Annotated in this window: 19 protein-coding genes and 1 pseudogene; 4 read left to right on the top strand and 16 right to left on the bottom strand. The window is 37.2% G+C overall.

Annotation, left to right across the window (positions count from 1 at the left end):
* Nucleotides 1-47: 47 nt before the first annotated feature.
* Together dtd and J2S13_RS04835 are read right to left on the bottom strand one after the other, a co-directional pair.
* Nucleotides 48-488 (bottom strand): D-aminoacyl-tRNA deacylase, encoded by a 441-nt coding sequence (gene dtd, locus J2S13_RS04840; protein ID WP_307256580.1) that lies wholly within the window; start codon nucleotides 486-488, stop codon nucleotides 48-50.
* 11 nt (nucleotides 489-499) lie between these two features.
* A complete protein-coding gene (locus J2S13_RS04835; RefSeq protein ID WP_307256579.1) occupies nucleotides 500-2,692 on the bottom strand; it encodes a RelA/SpoT family protein in 2,193 nt (730 codons plus the stop codon).
* 722 nt (nucleotides 2,693-3,414) lie between these two features.
* On the opposite strand from J2S13_RS04835, the gene J2S13_RS04830 reads away from it, so the two are divergent.
* Nucleotides 3,415-3,897 (top strand): DUF2975 domain-containing protein, encoded by a 483-nt coding sequence (locus J2S13_RS04830; RefSeq protein ID WP_307256578.1) that lies wholly within the window; start codon nucleotides 3,415-3,417, stop codon nucleotides 3,895-3,897.
* A 139-nt stretch (nucleotides 3,898-4,036) separates the two neighbouring features.
* Nucleotides 4,037-4,257: pseudogene (locus tag J2S13_RS04820) on the top strand (helix-turn-helix domain-containing protein).
* A gap of 441 nt (nucleotides 4,258-4,698) precedes the next feature.
* On the opposite strand, the gene J2S13_RS04815 reads toward J2S13_RS04820, so the two are convergent.
* From J2S13_RS04815 to J2S13_RS04800, 4 genes are all read right to left on the bottom strand, one after another.
* Nucleotides 4,699-5,211, bottom strand: coding sequence for an adenine phosphoribosyltransferase (locus J2S13_RS04815; protein ID WP_307256577.1), 513 nt, complete (start codon nucleotides 5,209-5,211; stop codon nucleotides 4,699-4,701).
* A 22-nt stretch (nucleotides 5,212-5,233) separates the two neighbouring features.
* Entirely contained in the window at nucleotides 5,234-7,570 is a 2,337-nt protein-coding gene (gene recJ / locus J2S13_RS04810) for a single-stranded-DNA-specific exonuclease RecJ (protein ID WP_307256576.1), read from the bottom strand.
* 309 nt (nucleotides 7,571-7,879) lie between these two features.
* Nucleotides 7,880-10,144 carry a protein translocase subunit SecDF gene (gene secDF, locus J2S13_RS04805; RefSeq protein ID WP_307256575.1) on the bottom strand — a complete coding sequence of 755 codons (2,265 nt, stop codon included), beginning with the start codon at nucleotides 10,142-10,144 and terminating at the stop codon, nucleotides 7,880-7,882.
* A gap of 193 nt (nucleotides 10,145-10,337) precedes the next feature.
* Complete coding sequence (locus J2S13_RS04800) at nucleotides 10,338-10,655, bottom strand: post-transcriptional regulator (RefSeq protein WP_307256574.1); 318 nt, start codon at nucleotides 10,653-10,655, stop codon at nucleotides 10,338-10,340.
* A gap of 104 nt (nucleotides 10,656-10,759) precedes the next feature.
* On the opposite strand from J2S13_RS04800, the gene spoVB reads away from it, so the two are divergent.
* Nucleotides 10,760-12,304, top strand: a complete 1,545-nt coding sequence (spoVB, locus tag J2S13_RS04795) for a stage V sporulation protein B (protein WP_307256573.1) — start codon at nucleotides 10,760-10,762, stop codon at nucleotides 12,302-12,304.
* Nucleotides 12,305-12,348: 44 nt separating this feature from the next.
* On the opposite strand, the gene J2S13_RS04790 is transcribed toward spoVB, so the two are convergent.
* Complete coding sequence (locus tag J2S13_RS04790; protein WP_307256613.1) at nucleotides 12,349-13,005, bottom strand: DUF421 domain-containing protein; 657 nt, start codon at nucleotides 13,003-13,005, stop codon at nucleotides 12,349-12,351.
* Between the two features lie 193 nt (nucleotides 13,006-13,198).
* Between J2S13_RS04790 and J2S13_RS04785 the strand changes: the two genes are divergently transcribed.
* On the top strand, nucleotides 13,199-13,582 hold the full coding sequence (locus J2S13_RS04785) for a TIGR04086 family membrane protein (protein WP_307256572.1): 384 nt from the start codon (nucleotides 13,199-13,201) through the stop codon (nucleotides 13,580-13,582).
* 102 nt (nucleotides 13,583-13,684) lie between these two features.
* On the opposite strand, the gene yajC is transcribed toward J2S13_RS04785, so the two are convergent.
* The 9 genes from yajC to J2S13_RS04740 all read right to left on the bottom strand — a co-directional run bounded on the left by yajC (nucleotide 13,685) and on the right by J2S13_RS04740 (nucleotide 21,763).
* The gene (gene yajC, locus J2S13_RS04780; RefSeq protein WP_307256571.1) at nucleotides 13,685-13,948 is read right to left on the bottom strand and encodes a preprotein translocase subunit YajC; all 264 of its coding nucleotides are present in this window, start codon (nucleotides 13,946-13,948) and stop codon (nucleotides 13,685-13,687) included.
* Nucleotides 13,949-14,064: 116 nt separating this feature from the next.
* A complete protein-coding gene (tgt, locus tag J2S13_RS04775) occupies nucleotides 14,065-15,204 on the bottom strand; it encodes a tRNA guanosine(34) transglycosylase Tgt (RefSeq protein WP_307256569.1) in 1,140 nt (379 codons plus the stop codon).
* A 51-nt stretch (nucleotides 15,205-15,255) separates the two neighbouring features.
* A complete protein-coding gene (gene queA / locus J2S13_RS04770; RefSeq protein WP_307256568.1) occupies nucleotides 15,256-16,284 on the bottom strand; it encodes a tRNA preQ1(34) S-adenosylmethionine ribosyltransferase-isomerase QueA in 1,029 nt (342 codons plus the stop codon).
* Between the two features lie 16 nt (nucleotides 16,285-16,300).
* Nucleotides 16,301-16,507 (bottom strand): DUF2905 domain-containing protein, encoded by a 207-nt coding sequence (locus tag J2S13_RS04765; RefSeq protein WP_307256567.1) that lies wholly within the window; start codon nucleotides 16,505-16,507, stop codon nucleotides 16,301-16,303.
* The gene (gene ruvB / locus J2S13_RS04760) at nucleotides 16,504-17,505 is read right to left on the bottom strand and encodes a Holliday junction branch migration DNA helicase RuvB (protein WP_307256566.1); all 1,002 of its coding nucleotides are present in this window, start codon (nucleotides 17,503-17,505) and stop codon (nucleotides 16,504-16,506) included. Before ruvB ends, J2S13_RS04765 begins: the two co-directional genes overlap by 4 nt.
* A gap of 58 nt (nucleotides 17,506-17,563) precedes the next feature.
* Nucleotides 17,564-18,175, bottom strand: coding sequence for a Holliday junction branch migration protein RuvA (gene ruvA / locus J2S13_RS04755; protein ID WP_307256565.1), 612 nt, complete (start codon nucleotides 18,173-18,175; stop codon nucleotides 17,564-17,566).
* Between the two features lie 128 nt (nucleotides 18,176-18,303).
* Nucleotides 18,304-20,223 carry a PTS fructose transporter subunit IIABC gene (locus J2S13_RS04750; RefSeq protein ID WP_307256564.1) on the bottom strand — a complete coding sequence of 640 codons (1,920 nt, stop codon included), beginning with the start codon at nucleotides 20,221-20,223 and terminating at the stop codon, nucleotides 18,304-18,306.
* Nucleotides 20,224-20,415: 192 nt separating this feature from the next.
* The gene (locus J2S13_RS04745; RefSeq protein WP_307256563.1) at nucleotides 20,416-20,973 is read right to left on the bottom strand and encodes a BofC C-terminal domain-containing protein; all 558 of its coding nucleotides are present in this window, start codon (nucleotides 20,971-20,973) and stop codon (nucleotides 20,416-20,418) included.
* 241 nt (nucleotides 20,974-21,214) lie between these two features.
* Nucleotides 21,215-21,763, bottom strand: a complete 549-nt coding sequence (locus tag J2S13_RS04740) for a YhcN/YlaJ family sporulation lipoprotein (protein WP_307256562.1) — start codon at nucleotides 21,761-21,763, stop codon at nucleotides 21,215-21,217.
* Nucleotides 21,764-21,783: the final 20 nt, after the last annotated feature.

Below are 21,783 nucleotides of genomic sequence, written 5' to 3'. Positions count from 1 at the left end.
CTAGAATTAACATTTATTCGGAACAGCCTCATTCTATGAAAGGATCTCTATTTACTCTCAAGGATAAGAGTCACAGGTCCGTCATTGATAAGTTTTACATCCATCATAGCTCCGAAAGAACCCGTCTCAACATGTACACCTTTTTCCTTAAGAAGCTCATTAAAATAATCATATATTTTTTCCGCATGCTCTGGTTTGGCCGCTTCCATAAAGTTGGGTCTACGTCCTTTACGGCAATCTCCATATAATGTGAATTGAGAGATCGAGAGAATGTGTCCACCAACATCTAAAAGCGATTTGTTCATTCTCCCTTCCTCATCTTCAAATATTCGTAAGTTTATAATTTTTTCTGCTAAATAAGAGGCTTCTTTTTCACTGTCATCATGTGTAATTCCTACTAAAAGGACAAAGCCAAATGGTATTTGTCCAATGACTTCATCTTGAACCTTAACACAGGCTTCTTTACTTCTTTGCAATACAACTTTCATTTACAACACCCTTAATTTAAAATTCTTCGAACAGAATAAATATCTGGAATTTGCTTTACTTTTTCCACTACTTTATGCAGATGGCTAATATTATGGATAAAAATTGAAATATTAATCTTGGCCATTTTATTTCGATCTGATCGACCTGAAACAGCATTAATATTTGTTTTCGTTTCACTTACAACTTGAAGTACTTCATTTAATAAACCTTGACGATCATATCCAGAAATTTCAATTTCCACAATATATTCTTTTTGATCGGCAGCTTTACTCTCCCATTCAACCGCAATTAATCGATCATGACACTGATCTGAATGCACATTCGGACAATCTGCCCGATGAACAGATACTCCCCGTCCTTTTGTAATATACCCCACAATTTCATCCCCAGGAACTGGGTTACAACATTTAGAAAGTCGAATAAGTAGGTTGTCAATTCCTTCTACTTTCACGCCAGTATTTTGTTTTCTCACTGGGGTAAAGGTAGGTTTTGATTCTTTAAGTGTTTCTTTAATGGTCTCTTCTTGGTCTCTTTTCTTTCGAAGCTTTTCCGTTAATCGATTTGTAATTTGCAAAGCGGTAATCCCATTATATCCAACCGCCGCATACATGTCTTCTTCATTAGAAAAATTGAATTTTTCCGCAACTCTTTTGACATTTTCAGGTGTTATGACTTCTTTTAAATCAAAGCTCATATTTCTAATTTCTTTTTCAACAAGCTCTCGTCCCTTTTCAACATTTTCCTCACGTCTTTGCTTTTTGAAAAATTGACGAATTTTATTTTTGGCTTGAGAAGTTTGGGCAAGTTTGATCCAATCCTGACTCGGTCCATAGGAATGCTTTGAAGTCAAAATTTCAATAATGTCACCCGTCTTCAGCTTATAATCAAGAGTGACCATCTTTCCATTAATTTTAGCCCCGATTGTTTTATTTCCGATTTCTGAGTGTATACGATAAGCAAAATCTATTGGGACAGACCCAGATGGTAACTCAAGTACATCTCCTTTTGGAGTAAAGACGAATACCATATCTGAAAATAGATCAATTTTTAAAGATTCCATAAATTCTTCAGCATCTGCTGCTTCATTTTGGAATTCTAGTATTTCTCTAAACCATGAAAGTTTCTTTTCAAATGATGCATTTTCATCAATCGTTTTTCCTTCTTTATAGGCCCAGTGTGCCGCCACCCCATACTCAGCAATTCGATGCATATCGATCGTACGAATTTGAACCTCTAGTGGATCCCCTTTTGGACCAATGACTGTCGTATGAAGGGATTGATACATATTTGGTTTTGGCATAGCAATATAATCTTTGAAGCGTCCAGGCATCGGCTTCCAGCATGTATGGATGATTCCCAATACGGCGTAACAATCTTTAATACTATTCACAATAATTCGAACAGCCAGTAAATCATAGATCTCATTAAATTGTTTCTTTTGGAGAACCATTTTACGATAAATACTGTAAATATGTTTTGGACGGCCATATAATTCTGCTTTAATCGAGACGTCTTTTAACCGATGTTTTACATCCTCAATAACTGCATCCAAATATTGTTCTCTTTCAGCACGTTTTCGTTTCATTAAATTGACGATTCGATAATATTGCTGTGGATTTAAATAGCGAAGCGCTGTATCCTCAAGCTCCCATTTAATTTTGGAAATCCCTAATCGATGTGCAAGTGGGGCAAAGATCTCTAATGTTTCGTTGGAAATTCTTCTTTGCTTTTCCATTGGCAAATGTTTCAATGTTCTCATATTATGAAGTCGGTCAGCCAATTTAATTAAGATCACTCGAATATCTTGTGCCATGGCAACAAACATTTTTCGATGATTTTCAGCTTGCTGTTCTTCTTTTGATTTATATTTAATTTTCCCGAGTTTTGTTACTCCATCTACAAGCATTGCGATTTCAGCATTAAAAGTATGTTCTAAATCTTCTAAAGTAACTTCGGTATCTTCGACTACATCATGTAAAAAACCGGCTGCTAATGTCGCCGGATCCATTTCTAAATCTGCTAATATCCCCGCCACTTGAATAGGATGAATAATATACGGTTCACCCGATTTGCGGTATTGTTCTTTATGAGCTTCCTTCGCAAATTCATATGCCTTATGAACTAGCTCGACATGCTCATCATTTAAATATTTTTTTGTACGATCTATCACTTGTTCGGCGGTTAACACTTGATCTTTCGCCATACGTTTAATCACCTTTACATTTATAGAAATATTTTTTCTCTACCTCATCGTTCCGTTTATCATTTTGTCAAAATTAATTAGTTATAACCTCTATTATCAGAAAAAAAACGTTGGATGTAAAGTCATCTTGCGAAAAATCTTTATGAAGATAACAAGAACCATCAAATCTCGACAATACTCACAATTATTTTTGATAAAAAAAGAGCACAGATGAGAAATCTAAACGAGTTCTCATTAGGGGGGACAAAATAAGCAAATCACATATAGCATCGCACACCTATTCGCAAATTGTGTGTAGGGGTTTTTATTGATATAAAGCCATTTGGGAAGTTTCGCAAAAGACCATTGATTTAAGTCAAACCCTCCCCAGAATACACAGATTACACCGAGAATGAAGTTGTGGAATGTTATTTAAACTGCATTCGTGAAGAAAAAAAGTTTAAAGAATGGGGATTAAAAAAGCGAAACAATAACGTTTTTTAAATCCAAGAAAACCCAAAGTAGTTGAAATTCACAGAAGAAACTATTTGGGAACAAGATGTAAATTTGACATTTCAATGTAAGAGCATTTCTTTGTAATGAGAAATGCTTTTTATTTTTGTCAAAATCAAAAGGATATTTTAATAACAACAATAATATAATAAAAAACAATATTAATTTATTGTAAAACGATATATCGTATGTTAAAGTCGTATTGTCATTAAATAAGTGAGGTGTTTTTTATGAAAGTTAAAGTAGGTTCTAGCACTTTCTTAAAGGTAATAATTTTTCTGATTGGAATTGCTGTGCTTGCCGTGTGTATAGTTTTGTTGCCTGAAGCAGCCAGAAGAGATGCGATAGAGCGTCCGGGTGATTATTCGCTATATCCACTTTTGGTATGTGCATATGGAATATGTATTACGTTTTCTGTGGCGTTGTATCAAGTATTGAAACTTTTAACCTATGTCGAAAAGAAAAATGCTTTCTCTGAGTTATGTCTTCAATCTTTGGAGGTAATAAAAAAATGCACTTTTACTGTCATTTTCTTCATTTTTTTAGCAATCGTTTATTTAAGGGTGCTTGCTCAATTCACAGATGATGATGCAACAGGTCCAATATCTCTATGTCTAATGGGCATCTTGGTAACAAGTATTGTCGCATCGATTGTGGACGTACTTCAAAAACCTATAAAAAATGTCTTGGATTCACAGCCAAAAAGCAATTAACTTTTTGAAATATACGAGAGGTGTTTTTTATGAAGAGAGCAACCACATATCGCAGTTAGTCCTATTGTTCTCCAAAGGGTTTTGCAAGAAACGATTAACATAAAATCAGAAAATGATTTGACGGTCTGAGGTGGAGGAAATGACAATTATTATTACTATTGATGTGACGTTAAAAAAACGAAAAATGAGCATAACGGAGCTTTCGAAGAAGGTTTGAATTCCTATGGCGAATCTTTCCTTTCCGGAAAAAATAGGAAAGCAAAAAAGGTTTGTTTTTCAACATTAGAAGCGATATGTAAGACTTTGGATTGTCAGCCAGGTGATATTTTGGAGTACAAAAGTGACGAGAACATACAATAAAAGCAAATAACAAATTTATTTAACGAGCGAAAGTCGATAGAGAATTTAAGGGGCTGTCCGAAAAGTAGTTTTCTAAGCCTAAATCGGTAAAATGCAAAACCCAAGAATGCTGTCATATCAACATTCTCGGGTTTTTAATTTGGGCAAAATTCATACTAAAATGGACTTTTGAGACAGCCCCTTCTTTGCGCTTATTAATGTTATTCACTCTGAGAATTGCATTGATATTAGGGAAAAAAATATAATGTGATTTGCAATGTTTGCACCTCAAAAGGAAACCCGTTAGATTTTTATCCAAGCTCCTTTTGTCATTAATTATATTGCTAAAATGTCTGTTGATTCATTATTCATTTTTGTTATTTTTATTGATATTTCATTGCTGAATTCAGTGTTTTTTAACTTTTATCCCCAAAAGGGAACCCATTATGAGAAATCCTTCTCTTAATAATGGATTAATGCATTAATATCGTATTTGTTTAATTTTTTGCGACCTTCTAAATAAGTAAGCTCGATTAAGAAGGCGATTCCTGCCACAACCCCGCCAAGTGATTCAACAAGTTTAATGGTTGCTTCAATTGTTCCACCAGTTGCTAATAAATCATCAATAATGAGAACTTTTTGTCCAGGTTTTACCGCATCTTTATGAATCGTTAAAACATCTTTTCCATATTCTAAACCGTAATCGACCTTCACCGTTTCACGAGGCAACTTCCCTTCTTTTCTAACAGGGGCAAAGCCAAGTCCGAGTGCATAAGCAACAGGACAGCCGATAATAAAACCACGTGCTTCTGGACCCACAATAAGATCGATTTCTTTTTCCTTCGCATACTCTACTATTTTGTCCGTAGCATATTTGAATGCTTCACCATTATCCATTAAGGTCGTAATGTCTTTAAATTCAACTCCTGGTTTAGGCCAATCTGGAACAATCGTAATATATTCTTTTAAATCCATGTCTTACTTCCTCCTCAAGAACCTAAAGCCCAACTCCCATTCGATGATCAAACCAGTTTTTTAGTTCATGATAAGGGGAATAGAGCAGTTCATTCTCTAATTCAAATTGTTGTTGTTTTTGCTGATAAGTGAAAGATTCACTCAAATCTCTTTTTTGCTTTACTTGGTTTAAACGAATAAAACCATTCTCTATTGTAACAAAATCTAGTTCAAAAAACACTTTTGACATAAAGGAAACTGTATCGCTTGTCCAGCCTTTGTATTTTGCCAATTCACTTCCATATCGTTTTAAATCAAATGATTTTCTTTTCATTAAGAAAGCATAGTACCATTTGAAATGATTTCTCGTTGGAATTGTGTGGAAGAACTGTAAGTTATTTTGGTAAAAGTACGCATAAATTCGTTCAGGTAAATCTTTGCTGATCACCGCTTCCAACCATTCCTTTGATGAGGGAAGATCAAGGAAGATAAGATTATTATCCTGAACAGGAAGTTGTTTAGCCTTCTCTAAACTATTTACATAAACACATTCTTCCTGTATAGATGAAACTGCGAGTGCATTCATCGTTTCTTCATTAAAAACAATGAAAAGTCGCTTACTTGGAAGGTGATGGATCCATTTTTGGATTGGCTTATTTCCTCTCATATCGAATAATTGCCAATGATCCACCTTAATATCTTGTAAAAAAATTTGCGGTTTACAAATGTTATTCCATTCATTAATAGAAAGCTCACCTATACACGACAATGTTGTATTAGGAGCGATTTGATCAGCATACTCTCCCATTCCAAATCCAATTCCATCTAGGGAAGAACCATTGCGTTCAATTTGTAATTTTAAATGGGTTTGATTCGTACCGATTTTTCTCATACTCACTAGTGAGACTTTTTCTAATAATATTTTTGGTTTTGGATTTTTCATCCCAAACGGAGCTAATAATTGAAGCTCCTCAATTGTAGATAATTGTACATCTTCCAGTTCAATCGATGCATCAAGCTCTGTTAACGGAATGAAATCCTCATCTGAAAGTTGTTCACTTGCCAGTCTATTTAATCTTTCACGAAGTTCTTCTACATCATGTATGTTCAACGTCATTCCTGCAGCCATCGGGTGGCCACCAAAATGAGGTAACAACTCGCGGCAAGAGGAGAGATTTTTAAATAAATCAAATCCAGCAATACTGCGCGCTGATCCTTTGGCAAGACCGGCTTCTACATCATAGCTTAAGACAATCGTTGGACGATAATATTTCTCCACTAGTCGGGACGCTACAATCCCTATGACTCCTGAATTCCAGCCTTCTTTTCCAATTACGAGTACCGAGTTCTCTTCTAGAGGAAATTGCGATTCAACCATTTCAATCGCTTCCTCGGTTATTTTCTGAACAATGGCTTGTCTTTCCTTATTGATTTGATCAATTTCATTCGCAAGATACTTGGCGGACTCTTCATCCTGTGTTAGCAATAACTCCACTGCAGGGTCAGCGCTGTCTAGGCGGCCAACAGCATTAAGTCGCGGAGCTAACATAAATCCAATGGTCTCTTCATTTATTGTCTCCATCTTTGTATCCGCAACTTTGCACATTGCTCGAATTCCTGGGCGACTTGTTTGTTGAAGTTTCTTTAATCCTGCTTTCGCAATCGAACGATTTTCACCAATAAGTGGTACCAAATCCGCAATCGTCCCAATAGCCACAAGATCAAGTAAATGATATGGGACTTTCCCATATAAGGCATGGGCTACTTTGAACGCAACACCTACCCCAGCTAAATATGGAAATGGATAATCCCCCTCTGGATGCTTCGGATGAATAATCGCTAACGCTTCTGGGAGTTCTGGACCTGGTTCATGGTGATCGGTAATGATCAAATCAATCCCAAGCTCTTTAGCCAAACCGGCCTCGCCAATCGCTGCAATCCCAGTATCGACAGTAATAATTAAATCGACCCCAATACTATGAGCCCAGCGAAAAGCCCCTTCATTTGGACCATATCCTTCAGTAAATCGATTCGGAATATAGAACTCAACATTTGCTCCTAGTTCCGTCAACACTGTCATCATAACGGATGTACTACTAACCCCATCCGCATCGTAATCTCCAAATATTAGAATCTGTTCATTATTTTCAATAGCTCTTTTAATTCGTTCTACGGCTACATCCATCCCTTTTAATAAAAAAGGATCATGGAAACTTTCTCCTTTTTCGAATAAAAAATACCGTGCAGATTCTGTATCACTCATTCCACGGTTTATTAATAACGAAGCTAATAATGGACTTATTTTTAAGTCACCGGATAATTGTTTTGCCATTTCGTGCTTTGTCTCACGAACAATCCAACGGGTCTTTGACTTTAACATACGTACCACCCCTTAACCTTCCCTATTATACAAAAGAGCATTCTCCGTTTCAATGAAAGCGGTTATAATCACCATTTCAATGGATGGATTTGACTATTTCCCGTTCACTTTTGATCATTTCCCATGAGGATTTGCGCTACTTATCCGATCTTTTGCGCGTCTTCTTCGGTTATTTGAACATTTCCCGTTTTATTTGATGATTTCCCGCTGTTTTTTGCGTTACTTCTTGTGGCACATCTTTATTCCGAAACAACTTAATTTTGCTTTTGTTTTTAAAAGAAAAAAAGAGCTACAGCAAAACTGTAACTCTTAAACTTGTGGTTCGTCTGACCAAGTCTTTTTCTCTTTATATGTTTTAATCGAGCCTTTGCGTTTTAGTTCTTTACCTTTCCACACTAGCCATAATTGAGCTGCGATGAACAGGGACGAATACGTACCTGAAATTAATCCGATTAATAAGGCGATCGAGAAGTTACGGATTGACTCACTTCCGAAGATGAGCAAGGCAATGACCGTCACAATCACAGTTAATACGGTATTAATCGAACGGGTTAATGTTTGACGTAAACTTTTATTCACGATATCAGCGAGCTCTTCATATGTTTTGATCCGCCGTTTTTTCTCTAAGTTTTCGCGAATACGGTCAAATGTAACGATCGTATCATTAATAGAGTAACCGATAATCGTTAAGATGGCTGCAATAAAGGTAATATCCACCTCTAGACGAGTTAAGCTAAAGATGGCAATGATAAAGAAGGCATCATGAATTAAGGCGATAACCGCACTGGCCCCCATGTAAAACTCAAAGCGAATCGCTACATAAATAATAATTCCCACAGCTGCAATGGCTAAAGCTTTCATCGCATTCTTCGCAAGTTCTTTACCAATAATCGGAGAAACGGTGCTGACATTTGGCTCATTTCCAAATTGTTCTTTAAAATGATTTTTTAAATGAGCGATCTCGTTTTTCGATAATACATCTTTAAACCGGGCTGTTCCGATATTTTTCTTTTCACCCGAAATAATAATATCATCTGTCGACAAGTTCACTTTCTCTAACTCAGTTGAAATCGCTTCTTTTGATAGCTGTTGTTCGGCAAGAATTTCCATCCGAGTACCACTTGAGAAATCAATCCCTAGGTTTAATCGGAAAATACCTAACACAATCATTCCCGCTACAATTGCGATGATGGAAAAAGCAAAAAATTTCCGATGGTGTTTAACAAAATCAAATTTATCAAATCTTGTTGTTAAATCTAAAGTATCCACGTTTTCTTTGATGTCATGGATATCGCTTTTCTTAACGCCAAACCAACCTGGTTTATTTCTAAGTAAACCACTTTTCACAAAGAGTCCTAGGAAAAGTCTAGATCCCCATACGGCTGTTAAAAAGCTGACCAAAATACTAATAATTAACATCGTCGCAAACCCTCTTACAGAGCTTGTCCCAAAATAGAATAGTACAGCACCAGCTAAAATCGTGGTGATGTTTGCATCTAATATCGTTAAAAATGAGTTCTTATTCCCAGCCTGAAAAGCCGATTTAATCGTCCTACCGACTCTTATCTCTTCTTTTATCCGTTCATACGTAATAATATTTGCATCAACGGCCATCCCGACTCCAAGGATTAAGGCCGCAATACCTGGAAGTGTAAGCACCCCGTTCATCCAATCAAATACTAAAAGAATTAAATAAATATAGATCGATAATGTAATCGTTGCGATAAAACCTGGTAAACGGTAATAAAAAAGCATAAACAAGAAAATAAGAGCGATCCCGATGATTCCAGATAGAACTGTTTTATCTAATGCTTGTTCCCCGAACTGAGCTCCTACAGAAGTAGAATAAATTTCTTTTAATTTAACTGGAAGAGATCCTGCATTGAGCAATCCAGCTAAATTACTCGCTTCTTCTACTGTAAAATCCCCTTCAATTGTTACTTCATCTGTCGTAAATACTTCATTTACGTTAGGAGAGGATAAAAATTTGGGATTTTCCTTGGCCACTTCCTTTTTAAAGGAATCTTTTCCCTCTTCAAAATCAAGCCAAATGACAAGTTGATTGTTCGGTGCCATACTGACAATTTTTTCTGTTACTTTTTCAAACTTTTTGCGATCTTTTAATTTCAAGGCAACGTTCGGACTTCCCTCTTGTGTAAAAGATTGCTTTGCTGCACCTTGCACAAGATCCGACCCGTCTAACATTAAGTTATCATCCACATCACGGAATGATAAATTTGCTTGTGTCGATAAGATCTTTCTTGCTTCATTTTGATCCTCTACCCCCGCAAGCTGAACACGAATACGGTGTCCTTCTTCAATTTGGATGCTCGGTTCACTAACACCCAACACATTGATCCGTTCTTCAAGTGCATTTGCTGTACTTGCCACTACTTTATCGGTGATTTTCTGACCTTCTTTCGCTGGTTTCACCTCGTATAGAACTTCAAAACCACCTTGAAGGTCGAGCCCGAGTTTAATGTTATTTACAATATCTTTCGTCGTTACCCCGATTGCACTCCCAATTAATAAAACGATTAGGAAAAAGGCAACGATCCGGCTCCGCTTTACCATTATGTAAGATCCTCCTTTATATGCACTGCCTTATTCACAGTGTAACTTCTATTTGTATGGGGAGTCCCCCTTCAACCGTAGTAATAAGTAGTCTAATTTAAGTAGACATCTACCTTAATCATCAACGTTACTATTATGAAGCAGAATATAAGGGCTGTCAATTTATACCCATTACGATAGCGATTGAATATTATCAATCTTGCTTATTCGGTTGAAGGAGTTGCTGCAATTCCTCTTCATTTATTTCGGTAAACCAATTGGGTGAACGAAAAGCTTCGATTGTTTTGTAGTTCATATAATCACCTGGTTTAATGGAGAGGATATCGCTGACCAATTGATAGACACGCACATCGCTCTCATATTTTTTCCATTTCTTCTTCGTTAAGTATTCCCAAAGTGAATCCACTTCAATTTGATCATAGCCTAACAGTTCCAATTCCTCAGCTTTACTATATAGTGCCGGTTTTAGTTTATAGAAAAAACGATCATAAGGATGCCCTTCCTTTTTCATCTATTCATCCCCTTTTTATGAACAACTTGTCATGCTTTGTCCATGATCATGCATATAAATCATTGTAAATGAATTTACCATTTTTGAGAAGGCAGGGAAAAAACATGTCTAAGTTTCTAAAGGGAACGATGATTTTGATGGTGGCAACCTTTATTACGAAAATATTGGGATTTGTAAATAGAATTGTAATTGCTCGTTTCATTGGAGAAGAAGGGGTGGGGCTTTATATGATGGCATTTCCAACGTTCATCCTCGTCCTTACGATGACACAGTTGGGTTTGCCTGTAGCTATTTCTAAAAATGTGGCAGAAGCGGAGGCTCGAGGGGATACAAAAAAAATCAAAAAAATTCTCGCCGTATCACTTACCACGACATTGTCCTTATCAGTCATTCTCACCCCTACACTATTCATTCTTGCTCCTTATTTAGCCAAAACGTTATTCACCGACCCTCGTACATACTATCCGCTAGTGGCAATCACTCCAGTTATTCCGATCATTGCCATATCTTCTGTCATTCGTGGATATTTTCAAGGGAAACAAAACATGAAGCCTGCTGCGATTTCACAAATTTTAGAACAGGTTGTCAGAATTACCTTTATCGCCGTCTTAACGAAAACCTTTTTGCCTTACGGGGTAGAATACGCGGCTGCAGCTGCAATGGTCGCCACCATTATTGGAGAAGTCATTGCATTAATCTACTTATTTACGATGTTTAAAATAAAAAAGAAATTTCGGGTGCGTCGCAACTTTTTTAAGGCGATTCATTCCGGTAAAGAAACATTAAATGATTTGATGAGAATCGCCCTTCCCACAACAGGAAGTCGGATGATTGGTTCCCTTTCTTGGTTTTTCGAACCTATTGTCGTCGCCCATAGTTTAGCCATTGCGGGAGTAGCTGCTACAATGGCAACGAAGCAGTACGGAATGCTGACGGGATATGCTTTACCGGTTTTATTTCTACCTTCCTTTATTACGATATCCTTATCGACTTCACTTGTACCAGCCATCAGTGAAGCAAATTCAAGCAAAAATTTCCGTCTCGTAGAACATCGTGTACAAGAAGCATTGCGATTTTGCTTAGTTTCTGGGGGGCTTGCTGTAATTGTTTTATATTTATATGCGGAGCCATTAATGCAAGTCATGTATGGTTCTACGAAAGGAGCCCCATTCATTCAGCTAATGGCACCCTTTTTTTTATTTTACTATTATCAAGGGCCGCTTCAGGCCGTATTACAAGCGCTTGATTTAGCCAATGCCGCCTTGATTAACAGTTTAATTGGGGCAATTGTAAAAATTGTGTTAATTTTCTTTTTAGCATCTCTTCCTACGTTTGGAATTTATGGAGCGGCACTGGGGATCGTAGCAGGAATATTATTAGTCACTCTACTCCATTTAGCAACTGTGATGAAAAAAATTGCGATTACCATTTATATTAGGGATTATTTGAAGTTCTTATTAATTGTAGTCATCACGATGTTCATTAGCCATTACGGGATTCATCATTTTCTTAAAGACCAGATGATCATTGTTCAGCTTTTAATCGGGATCTTCATCACTTCTTTCCTTTATCTTGCAGGTTCATTTTTATTTGGACTTTTAACTAAAAAAGATCTTGCCAAAATTCCGTTTATCAAGAAATTTTTCTGAAAAAAAAGAGGAATTCCCATTAGTTGGGGGGTGCCCCCCACTATTCATTCTTTGGGATCCTTTAAATCGATAAAAAATTGTCCATCTTGAAAGCTGCAAAAAGATATTTCCTTTATGCTTTTAAACCCGCGTTGTCTTAGCTCTTTTTTTAACCAAAACTCATTTAAGTTCAATTTATTCATGTGATCTTCCTGAATTTCACCATCGATAATTAGGGGCAATGTAAAAGAACCGTCTTTCCGTTTGTTTTCCTTTTTCATGACAGACAGATTTCCAGAAGGCTCTAATATTGCAAACTCTACATCTGCAATATTCCTTATGTCTTTTTCTCTTAACTGAAGCAGTAAATCGTCAAAATTATAGCGCTGCTTTCTCATCGCATTTTCGTCAATTTTCCCTTTATCAATAATAATAACGGGGTGACCATCAATAATATCACGAAACTTTTTACTTTTTAATGAAAACAAAGCAAAGAGAATTTGAATCGTAAGTAAAATCAACATTGGAACAATCGAGTGCATGAGAGGATCGTCATGTTTTTCAATCCCGATGACAGCTAATTCCCCCATCATTACAAATACGACCAAATCTAAAATACTTAATTCACCAATTTCTCTTTTTCCCATTAGACGAAAGATAATCAAAATTAATAAATATAAAATAATTGTCCTCGCTATGATTATGAAGTAATCCAAACTTATACCCCCGTTATCAAATACTCATCAAATTTAGTATGTGTATGGCCCTCAATAAACATGAAAGGCGTTTATTGGAAAAATGAGGGAAGGATTGGTTTTAGGAAGAGGTTTTTTCAGAAAATTTCATTCTATTATTTGAAAAGAGGAATATGCTTGTACTAAGTTCACTTTGTCCTAAGGAAAGGAGAGAGAAAAGATGAAAAGTTTCAGCCAGGCAATTCTATATGGTCTCCTAGCAATCTTTATGGTGATCATTGTGTTGAGTTTGATTTTTTCCATGATCCTAAAATTTACTTCATTACAAGAAACATCGATTCAATTACTTGTGACAATCCTTTCATTTTTCACTTTGTTTATGGGGGGATTTATTTCAGGTGGAAAAGGGAAACAAAAAGGTTGGTTAATCGGAGGTATAACAGGGGGGTTCTATACCGTTATTGTATTTTTATTTCAATATTTAGGCCATGACACTGTTTTCAATGGGGAGCAAATTATTTACCACGTCTGTTATATTCTAACCGCCATGATGGGTGGAGTATTAGGGGTTAATCTTTCTGGGGGGAAACCGAGAGAGAGCTAAAAGAAAAAATTAGGGGGCCTGAAAGTCATTGACTACTGCCGTCATCATATAGATATTTAGGTTGTAGTGGTTACAGAATCAGGACCCCTTCTTAATATACGGTTAAATATTCGATTGGACTTCACGAACGGCTGTACGGTCGTAAGTTAAACGACTGCCATCGCCACATAGAATGACGATTTTTCCTTCATCAATCGCATCTACGGTTCCGTGTAATCCTCCGATTGTGACAATCTTATCTCCTTTTTTCAACTCGTTCTGCATTTTCATCACTTGTTTTTGACGCTTTTGCTGCGGACGAATTAGCAAGAAGTAGAATAAGACGAACATAATGAGTAATGGAGCTAACGTAGCTAATTGTTCCATAATTTCACCCCTTTCTTTTGCAGAATATGAATAAATGAAATGCCTCTCTTAGAGTAAAAAATTAGCTTATATTAGTGTTTTACAAGTAACTTAGCTAAACGAATCCTAGAAGAAAATCAGAAATTTTTCGCGTTAGGACCTTTAAAACCGTAACGCTCAAAAAATTCTTCCCTAAAATCACCAAGTCGATCTTCCCGAATAGCTTGTCTCACTTGCTCCATTAATTTTAGCAGAAAATATAAATTATGGTAAGTTGTAAGCCTAATTCCAAAGGTTTCATTTGTATGAATAAGATGGCGAATATAAGCTCTTGAATAGTTGCGACAAGTATAACAATCACAATGTTCATCAAGTGGTCCAAAATCACGGGCATATTTGGCATTTTTGACTACTAAGCGCCCCTGACTCGTCATTAATGTCCCATTGCGGGCAATACGTGTCGGTAATACACAGTCAAACATGTCTACTCCGCGTATGGACCCGTCAATTAAAGAGTCCGGCGAACCAACCCCCATTAAATAGCGTGGTTTATTAGCCGGGAGCAACGGCGTTGTATATTCAAGCATACGATTCATAATGTCTTTAGGTTCACCAACAGATAAACCGCCAATCGCATATCCTGGGAAATCTAATGAAGTGAGATCTGCCGCACTTTGACGTCTTAATTCCTCAAATTCCCCACCTTGTACAATTCCGAATAATCCTTGATCCTCTGGGCGTTGATGAGCTTCCAAACAGCGTTCAGCCCATCTAGATGTTCTTTCTACTGACTTCTTCATATATTCAAAAGTAGCAGGATATGGGGGGCATTCGTCAAATGCCATCATAATATCAGACCCAAGTGCATTTTGGATGTCCATCGCCTTCTCTGGTGATAAAAAGAGCTTATCACCATTTAAATGATTACGGAAATGTACACCTTCCTCTTCGATCCGTCGGAATTCACTTAAGCTAAATACTTGAAATCCACCAGAGTCTGTTAAAATCGCCCCATCCCAATTCATAAAACGATGAAGCCCACCTGCTTCTTTAATAATGTCTTCACCTGGGCGTAACCAGAGATGATAGGTATTACTTAAGATAATCTTCGCACCCATTTCCTTTAAATCCTCAGGTGACATCGTTTTCACTGTTGCTAATGTCCCCACTGGCATAAACATAGGAGTTTCAAAGCTGCCATGAGGAGTGTGTACCCGTCCTAAACGTGCCCCCGTCTGCTTACATGTTTTGATTAATTCATACCTTATAGCTGTCAATCCTTATGCCCCTTCCCACTATGTAACTTCCACTATTTCTTTTTAAAATAATTATTTAATCAACATTGCATCACCGAAACTAAAGAAACGATAATGTTCCTTCACTGCTGTTTCATATGCATGCAAAATAGGTTCTTTTCCTGCCAATGCACTAACAAGCATAATTAAGGTCGATTTCGGTAAATGGAAATTGGTAATCATTCCATCAATCGCTTGAAACTTAAATCCTGGATAAATGAAAATATCTGTCCAACCACTTTCAGATTGAATCTTTCCATGATGATTTCTTGCAACTGTTTCCAGTGTTCTAGTTGAAGTGGTTCCAACTGAAATAATTCTTCCACCTTGTTCTTTTACACGTCCAATCAACTGAGCGGTTTCATCGGACACTTGGTAAAATTCAGAATGCATATCATGTTCTTCAATGTTATCAACTGAAACAGGGCGAAATGTCCCTAACCCAACATGTAATGTAATAAACGCAACATGCACACCCATTTCCTTTATTTCTTCCAATAATGATTTAGTGAAATGTAAGCCTGCTGTAGGTGCTGCGGCTGATCCCCGCTCCTTCGCATAGACGGTTTGGTATCGGTCTTGATCTTCTAATTGTTCTTTAATATAAGGGGGCAATGGCATTTCACCTAATTCATCTAATACCTCATAAAAAATTCCCTCATAGAAAAACTCTAACACTCTTCCCCCATGATCTAATTCCTCTACACATTTTGCTATTAATTTGCCATCGCCGAATGAAACCTCGCTGCCCAATTTTAATCTTTTGGCTGGTTTAACAAGTGTTTCCCAACGGTCCCCTTCCATTTGCTTTAGAAGCAACACTTCTAATTTTGCCCCTGTCTCTTCCTTAATTCCATACAAGCGGGCTGGTAATACTTTTGTATCATTTAATACGAGACAATCACCAGGTTGGAGGTACGAAATGATGTTCTTAAACACTTCATGTGTCATTTCACCCGTTTCTTTGTCTAACACCATTAAACGACTTTCTGAGCGTTGTTCCAGTGGAGTTTGCGCAATAAGTTCTTCTGGTAAATAAAAATCAAAGTCTTCTACTTTCAAAGCTGTTCACCCTTATCTATTTAAATCGACTTAAACAATAAAAAATAGCTGATAGAAGAATGCTGAGTAAAATGGAAGTGACCACTGGGAAATAAAAGGTGGCATTCCCTTTTTTAATGAGGATGTCACCAGGTAATTTTCCAATTTTAATAAATTGCATGAGAAAACCAATCATAAATATGAGGGCACCAACCAACATGAGTGTTTTTCCAATTCCGCTCATTCCGATGGAACCTCCATCTTAAAGTGATGATACACTTCATTTGTGATCATTCTTCCTCTTGGTGTTCGTTGCAAAAAACCAATTTGTAATAAGTATGGTTCATATACATCTTCAATTGTTTCCGGTTCTTCCCCAATACTTGCTGCAAGAGTGTCCACTCCAACAGGACCTCCTTGGAATTTCTCCATAATGGTGGTTAACAATTTATGGTCGATATGATCTAATCCTCTTCCGTCGACCTGAAGTAATTGAAGAGCTTGTGTAGCCAAATCAAATGTAATTTTACCATTCCCACGGACTTGTGCAAAATCTCTTACTCTTCTCAGTAATCGATTGGCAATTCTCGGTGTTCCTCTTGATCTTCTTGCAATTTCATGAGCACCTTTCTCATCAATTTCTACTTGAAAGATATCAGCTGTACGAACAACAATATCGGTTAATTGCTCTTCATTATAATATTCTAATCGGCATAAAACACCAAATCGGTCACGCAGCGGAGCAGACAAACTTCCAGATCTTGTTGTAGCTCCAACCAAAGTAAAAGGTGGCAAATCCAAGCGAACACTTCTAGCGCTTGGACCTTTTCCGATGACGATATCTAAACAAAAATCTTCCATAGCCGGATACAATATTTCTTCAATCGAGCGAGGTAATCGGTGAATTTCATCAATAAATAAGACATCTCCGGGCTGAAGTGCGGTTAAAATGGCTGCCAAATCACCTGGTCTTTCAATCGCAGGACCGGATGTCGTGCGCAACTGTACATCCATTTCATTCGCGATCACAGCTGCTAAGGTCGTTTTCCCTAAACCTGGGGGACCATATAGTAAACAATGGTCAAGCGATTCTTCTCTCATCCTTGCCGCTTGGATAAAGATCTCTAAATTACGCTTCACCTTATCTTGACCAATATATTGTTTTAACCATTCCGGCCGTAATGATGGTTCTTCGCTCAACTCATGAAGATCTGCCTCACTAGAAATAATACGCTCTTCCATCAATCGCCCCTCCTCATAACCAGGATTCAGCTTCATTCATGAATTTCGATCATGTTCATTATATTTTCAGCAGGAATTGTAGCCCTTTCCGAATGTACTCATCTGTTGACAAGGATTCCTTTTCTAGCTTAGGAGTAATTTTTTTGATTTCACGAGTAGAATAGCCAAGTGCCTCAAGTGCAAGTAAAGCTTCGTCCAATTCTTTCGATCGATTGGCGACTTTTTCTATTTTACCCGTCTGAAATAAATCAGGAAAATAATCGGGGACAATATCTTGAAGCTTCCCTTTCAAATCAAGAATCATTTGTCGTGCCGTTTTTTTTCCAACGCCGGGAAACTTCATTAGAAAAGATTCGTCCTCTTGTTCAATTGCATGGATGACTTGTTCAGGCTCTCCGCTGGCAAGAATGGCTAATGCCCCTTTTGGTCCGATACCAGATACACTTAATAATTTCTCAAATAATCGTTTTTCTTCTATAGTAGCAAATCCGTATAAAGCCAATACATCTTCACGTACATGTTGATAAATATACATTTTTCTTTCTTTTTGATCATCTTTAGAAAAAGCAAATGGGTTTGGCGTTAAGATTTGATACCCTATTCCCTGATGATCTAGAACGACATACTCAGGTCCAGTAAATTCAACTGTTCCTTTTATATATTCAAACAATAATTTCCTCTCCCTTTAAGCGCTATCCTCCATTGTATCATAACATTTTTTACTCGACTAATACAAAAAACAAAGAAACGTTTGTTCTATAATCGAATGGTGGTATTTTCATTCCATTAGGGGGCTAGTTACACTTTTTCCTGTATAGAATTCACATCTTCTTTTAAAAATCCAACCATTAAGGCAGTCGAAAACACTCCCACGGATACAGCTAATAAATAAAGAAACGGATTTCCATACACGAACGGAAAAACAAAAATGCCCCCATGCGGCGTTTGTAACCCGATACGAAAAACACATGACAGTGCACCTGCAAGAGATGATCCGATCACAATTGAGGGAATAATTCGTTTCGGGTCTTTCATTGCAAATGGAATGGCTCCCTCAGTTATAAAAGATAAACCCATCATATAATTTGCTCTCCCAGCTTCCCGCTCCTGTTGTGTAAATTTTTTTTTGAATAATGTCGTGGCTAATGCAATCCCTAGTGGCGGCACCATCCCTCCAGCCATCACAGCTGCCTGTGGGGTAAAAGCATCGCTGTCTAACATCGCTATTCCGAACGTAAAAGCTATTTTATTAATGGGACCGCCCATATCAATCGCCATCATTCCTCCAAGAACACATCCTAATAATACAAGGTTAACTGTTCCCATTTCGCTAAAAAACTGTAGGATCAGATGATGGAGGCCCCTTAGAGGATCGATGACGACATACACCATCATCATGCCCGTTATTAATACTCCAAATAGTGGATAAAGCAGGACAGGTTTCAGTCCATTTAAAGCTGTGGGAACATGAAGAAATACTTTTCTTAAGGCCCGTATGATAAATCCCGCTAAAAATCCAGCAATGATCCCACCTAAAAATCCTGTCTCCCCATTCGCTGCTATCAAGCCACCTACCATCCCCGGTGCAAATCCAGGACGATCTGCAATACTGACTGCAATAAATCCAGCTAAAACTGGGAGGATAAAAAGTAATGCATGACCATCTCCAATGTATATAAACGCTTTGATGAGTGACTGAAGAAAAGGATGATCTAGTCCACCAGCATTCGTGACAATCGTTGTGGATATAGCCATCAAAATCCCGCCACTAACGACAAAAGGAAGCATATTCGACATCCCGTTCATGATATGTTGATATCCATTTTTGATTCCTCTTTTTAGCGGGTTCATATGATTATTTTCACGTTTATCAATGGGGTTTGTTGAATCTTTATCTAAAACCTTTTCCTGATAAATAGGCCCCTCTTGATTCAATGCTTTTTGGATCAAGGCTTCTGGGCGTCGGATCCCTTCTGAAACCGGGGCTTGTATCACATGTTTCCCTTGAAAACGTTCCATTTCTACTTGAATATCTGCCGCAACAATCACCGCTGTTGCTTCTTTAATTTCATGAGCAGTTAAGAGATTTTTGATTCCAACAGAACCTTGTGTTTCCACTTTTACTGTGATTCCCATTTCTTTCGCCTTTTCTACTAAAGCATCTGCTGCCATGTATGTATGCGCAATTCCTGTTGGACATGCCGTAACCGCGACGATCTTTTTAGAATTAGGAGAACGAGCCTCTTGTATGTCTTTCATTTTTCCCTTGTCTTTTTTCTCAATTGTTTCTAGAATATCTTCAACGGTTTTTGCCTTCTTTAATGATTCGCGAAAGGAGCTATCTCTTAAATAAGAAGTTAATGAGGAAATGACCTCTAAATGTTGATTTTTCACTCCTTCTGGTGCCGCAATCATAAAGAATAGATGGGTAGGTTGACCGTCCAATGCATCGTAATCTATTCCTTGAACCGACCGGCCAAATACAATGACAGGTTCATGGAGTGAGCTTGTTTTAGCATGAGGAATAGCTACTCCCTTCCCAATACCTGTTGAACACTGATTTTCCCGGGCTAATATCGCTTCCTTAAATGACTGACGATCGGAAATATAACCAGAATCAAATAATCTCTGAACGAGATCCTCTATCACCTCTTCTTTCGTACGTGCGTTTAAATTGATGATGATCAAATCGCTTTTCATTAAGTCTCTTGTGTTCAATCATCTTTTCCCCCTCATATCCTCAAGTAGCTAATACCTTATTTTAACGAATTACCCTCCCCTTTCCAATTATCTTCTCTTAGTTTAAAGAATTGTTTCTTTTGAATAAATACCACAACAAAAAACAGGGACCATCTCGAAATGCTAGACCTAAAACACTTAGTTCCTAACTCAAGAAATGTCCCTGTTTCTCTATTGTTTTGTAATGGAATATGGTTTAAACGACTCTAACACTTGATCATAGTTTTTCTTAGATTCGATTGGGATCCCTTTTTTTAATTCATGGTGAATTTTACTTTCTAATTTTCTAACATCTATTTGAAAGAATGTATGAATGATCTTTGATTGATCAGGCGTCCCATTAAAAATCGATAAAACTCCGTCTTCTGTCACCCCAAAATAACCATTTGATTTTAAGAGTGGCGATATATCATCCATTTTTTGACGGAAGATCACATAATCTTTTCCAATATCTACAACATCCCATTGTTCATATTGAGTCCAAAATTCCTCAAGAGAATGAATTGTCTGTTTCTTTACTTCTTCACTCACTTCCCCATCAATATATTCCCTTTGCAATTTTACGGTAATCACCTCTGCTTGAGCTGATCGTTTTTCATACTTTTGGGTAGCAGTTTGAATTGCTTGTTCATCCACCTTTTGCTTGCGATCAGAATCTTGATGAAAAAGAAAAAAAAGTGCACCTACAACTAACATTGCCATAAAAAACAAGCGCATCTTCATAGTCATCTCTTTGACCACCTCTAAATAAAATAAATCCTAATGATAGTTTGGTCAAAGTTAGGAAAAAATAACCCATTTTTTACATATGATAAAGTGAAACTTCATCCCTCACTGAATATTAGTTGAACTTATCGAACAGTCATCCTCCACCTATCTTCTTTATTTCCCAATCATTTTGAGGTAGAGGTTTTACTGCTCGTTAAAGTTAGATAAAGCACCATCCAAAAATTCAGATGGTGCCCTCTTTTTATTTTACGACCTGAAGCTGAACGGGTCTATTTTTGACATATGGTTTTACCTCTTGTACAATCTTTCTCTTCGTCTCGTTTATTTTTCTTTCATCTTCAACAAAAAACTTAATAATCACTTTTTTTCCATATTGTACAGAATGAACCTTTTTTACATTATTTATAGCTTCTGTCACATCTTTCACTCGTTCTGCAGATGATTGGTCACGATTAGATTGGTAGGATGTACGATTTATACGGTCTCTTTCTTGTTCGATCTGCCCATGGTAATTTCGGTCAGCATCTTCAAACTCAAATTCATTGTCCTTCAGTAAAATCCGGTCATCTTCTGCTAATGGGACCGTGGGATTCGGCGGGTTTCCATCTTCATCCCTTACTTGTAAATTCTCATTCGTTGTATCCCGATCCATTAATCGATCATTTTCATATCTTACTTGTTCATACATCGTTCTTTGGTCACCATCTGCCCCCTGTTCCCCAGTGGCACAAGCCGTTAAACTAATAGCCAAAAGAGGAGATAAAAGCATATATCCATATCTTTTTTTCAATAAGGTTCCCTCCAAACATT

Origin of the sequence: Oikeobacillus pervagus, assembly GCF_030813365.1 — a bacterium.
In the GTDB taxonomy this organism is placed as follows: Bacteria; Bacillota; Bacilli; order Bacillales; family DSM-23947; genus Oikeobacillus; species Oikeobacillus pervagus.
Note: the sequence above shows the minus strand (reverse complement) of the source record. Positions and strands in the feature narration are given on the sequence as shown.

Bases quoted from the DNA above. Each gene is read 5' to 3' on its own strand.
- dtd (WP_307256580.1), bottom strand. From the start codon at position 488: ATGAAAGTTGTATTGCAAAGAAGTAAAGAAGCCTGTGTTAAGGTTCAA.
- J2S13_RS04835 (WP_307256579.1), bottom strand. From the start codon at position 2,692: ATGGCGAAAGATCAAGTGTTAACCGCCGAACAAGTGATAGATCGTACA.
- J2S13_RS04830 (WP_307256578.1), top strand. From the start codon at position 3,415: ATGAAAGTTAAAGTAGGTTCTAGCACTTTCTTAAAGGTAATAATTTTT.
- J2S13_RS04815 (WP_307256577.1), bottom strand. From the start codon at position 5,211: ATGGATTTAAAAGAATATATTACGATTGTTCCAGATTGGCCTAAACCA.
- recJ (WP_307256576.1), bottom strand. From the start codon at position 7,570: ATGTTAAAGTCAAAGACCCGTTGGATTGTTCGTGAGACAAAGCACGAA.
- secDF (WP_307256575.1), bottom strand. From the start codon at position 10,144: ATGGTAAAGCGGAGCCGGATCGTTGCCTTTTTCCTAATCGTTTTATTA.
- J2S13_RS04800 (WP_307256574.1), bottom strand. From the start codon at position 10,655: ATGAAAAAGGAAGGGCATCCTTATGATCGTTTTTTCTATAAACTAAAA.
- spoVB (WP_307256573.1), top strand. From the start codon at position 10,760: ATGTCTAAGTTTCTAAAGGGAACGATGATTTTGATGGTGGCAACCTTT.
- J2S13_RS04785 (WP_307256572.1), top strand. From the start codon at position 13,199: ATGAAAAGTTTCAGCCAGGCAATTCTATATGGTCTCCTAGCAATCTTT.
- yajC (WP_307256571.1), bottom strand. From the start codon at position 13,948: ATGGAACAATTAGCTACGTTAGCTCCATTACTCATTATGTTCGTCTTA.
- J2S13_RS04765 (WP_307256567.1), bottom strand. From the start codon at position 16,507: ATGAGCGGAATTGGAAAAACACTCATGTTGGTTGGTGCCCTCATATTT.
- ruvB (WP_307256566.1), bottom strand. From the start codon at position 17,505: ATGGAAGAGCGTATTATTTCTAGTGAGGCAGATCTTCATGAGTTGAGC.
- J2S13_RS04745 (WP_307256563.1), bottom strand. From the start codon at position 20,973: ATGACTATGAAGATGCGCTTGTTTTTTATGGCAATGTTAGTTGTAGGT.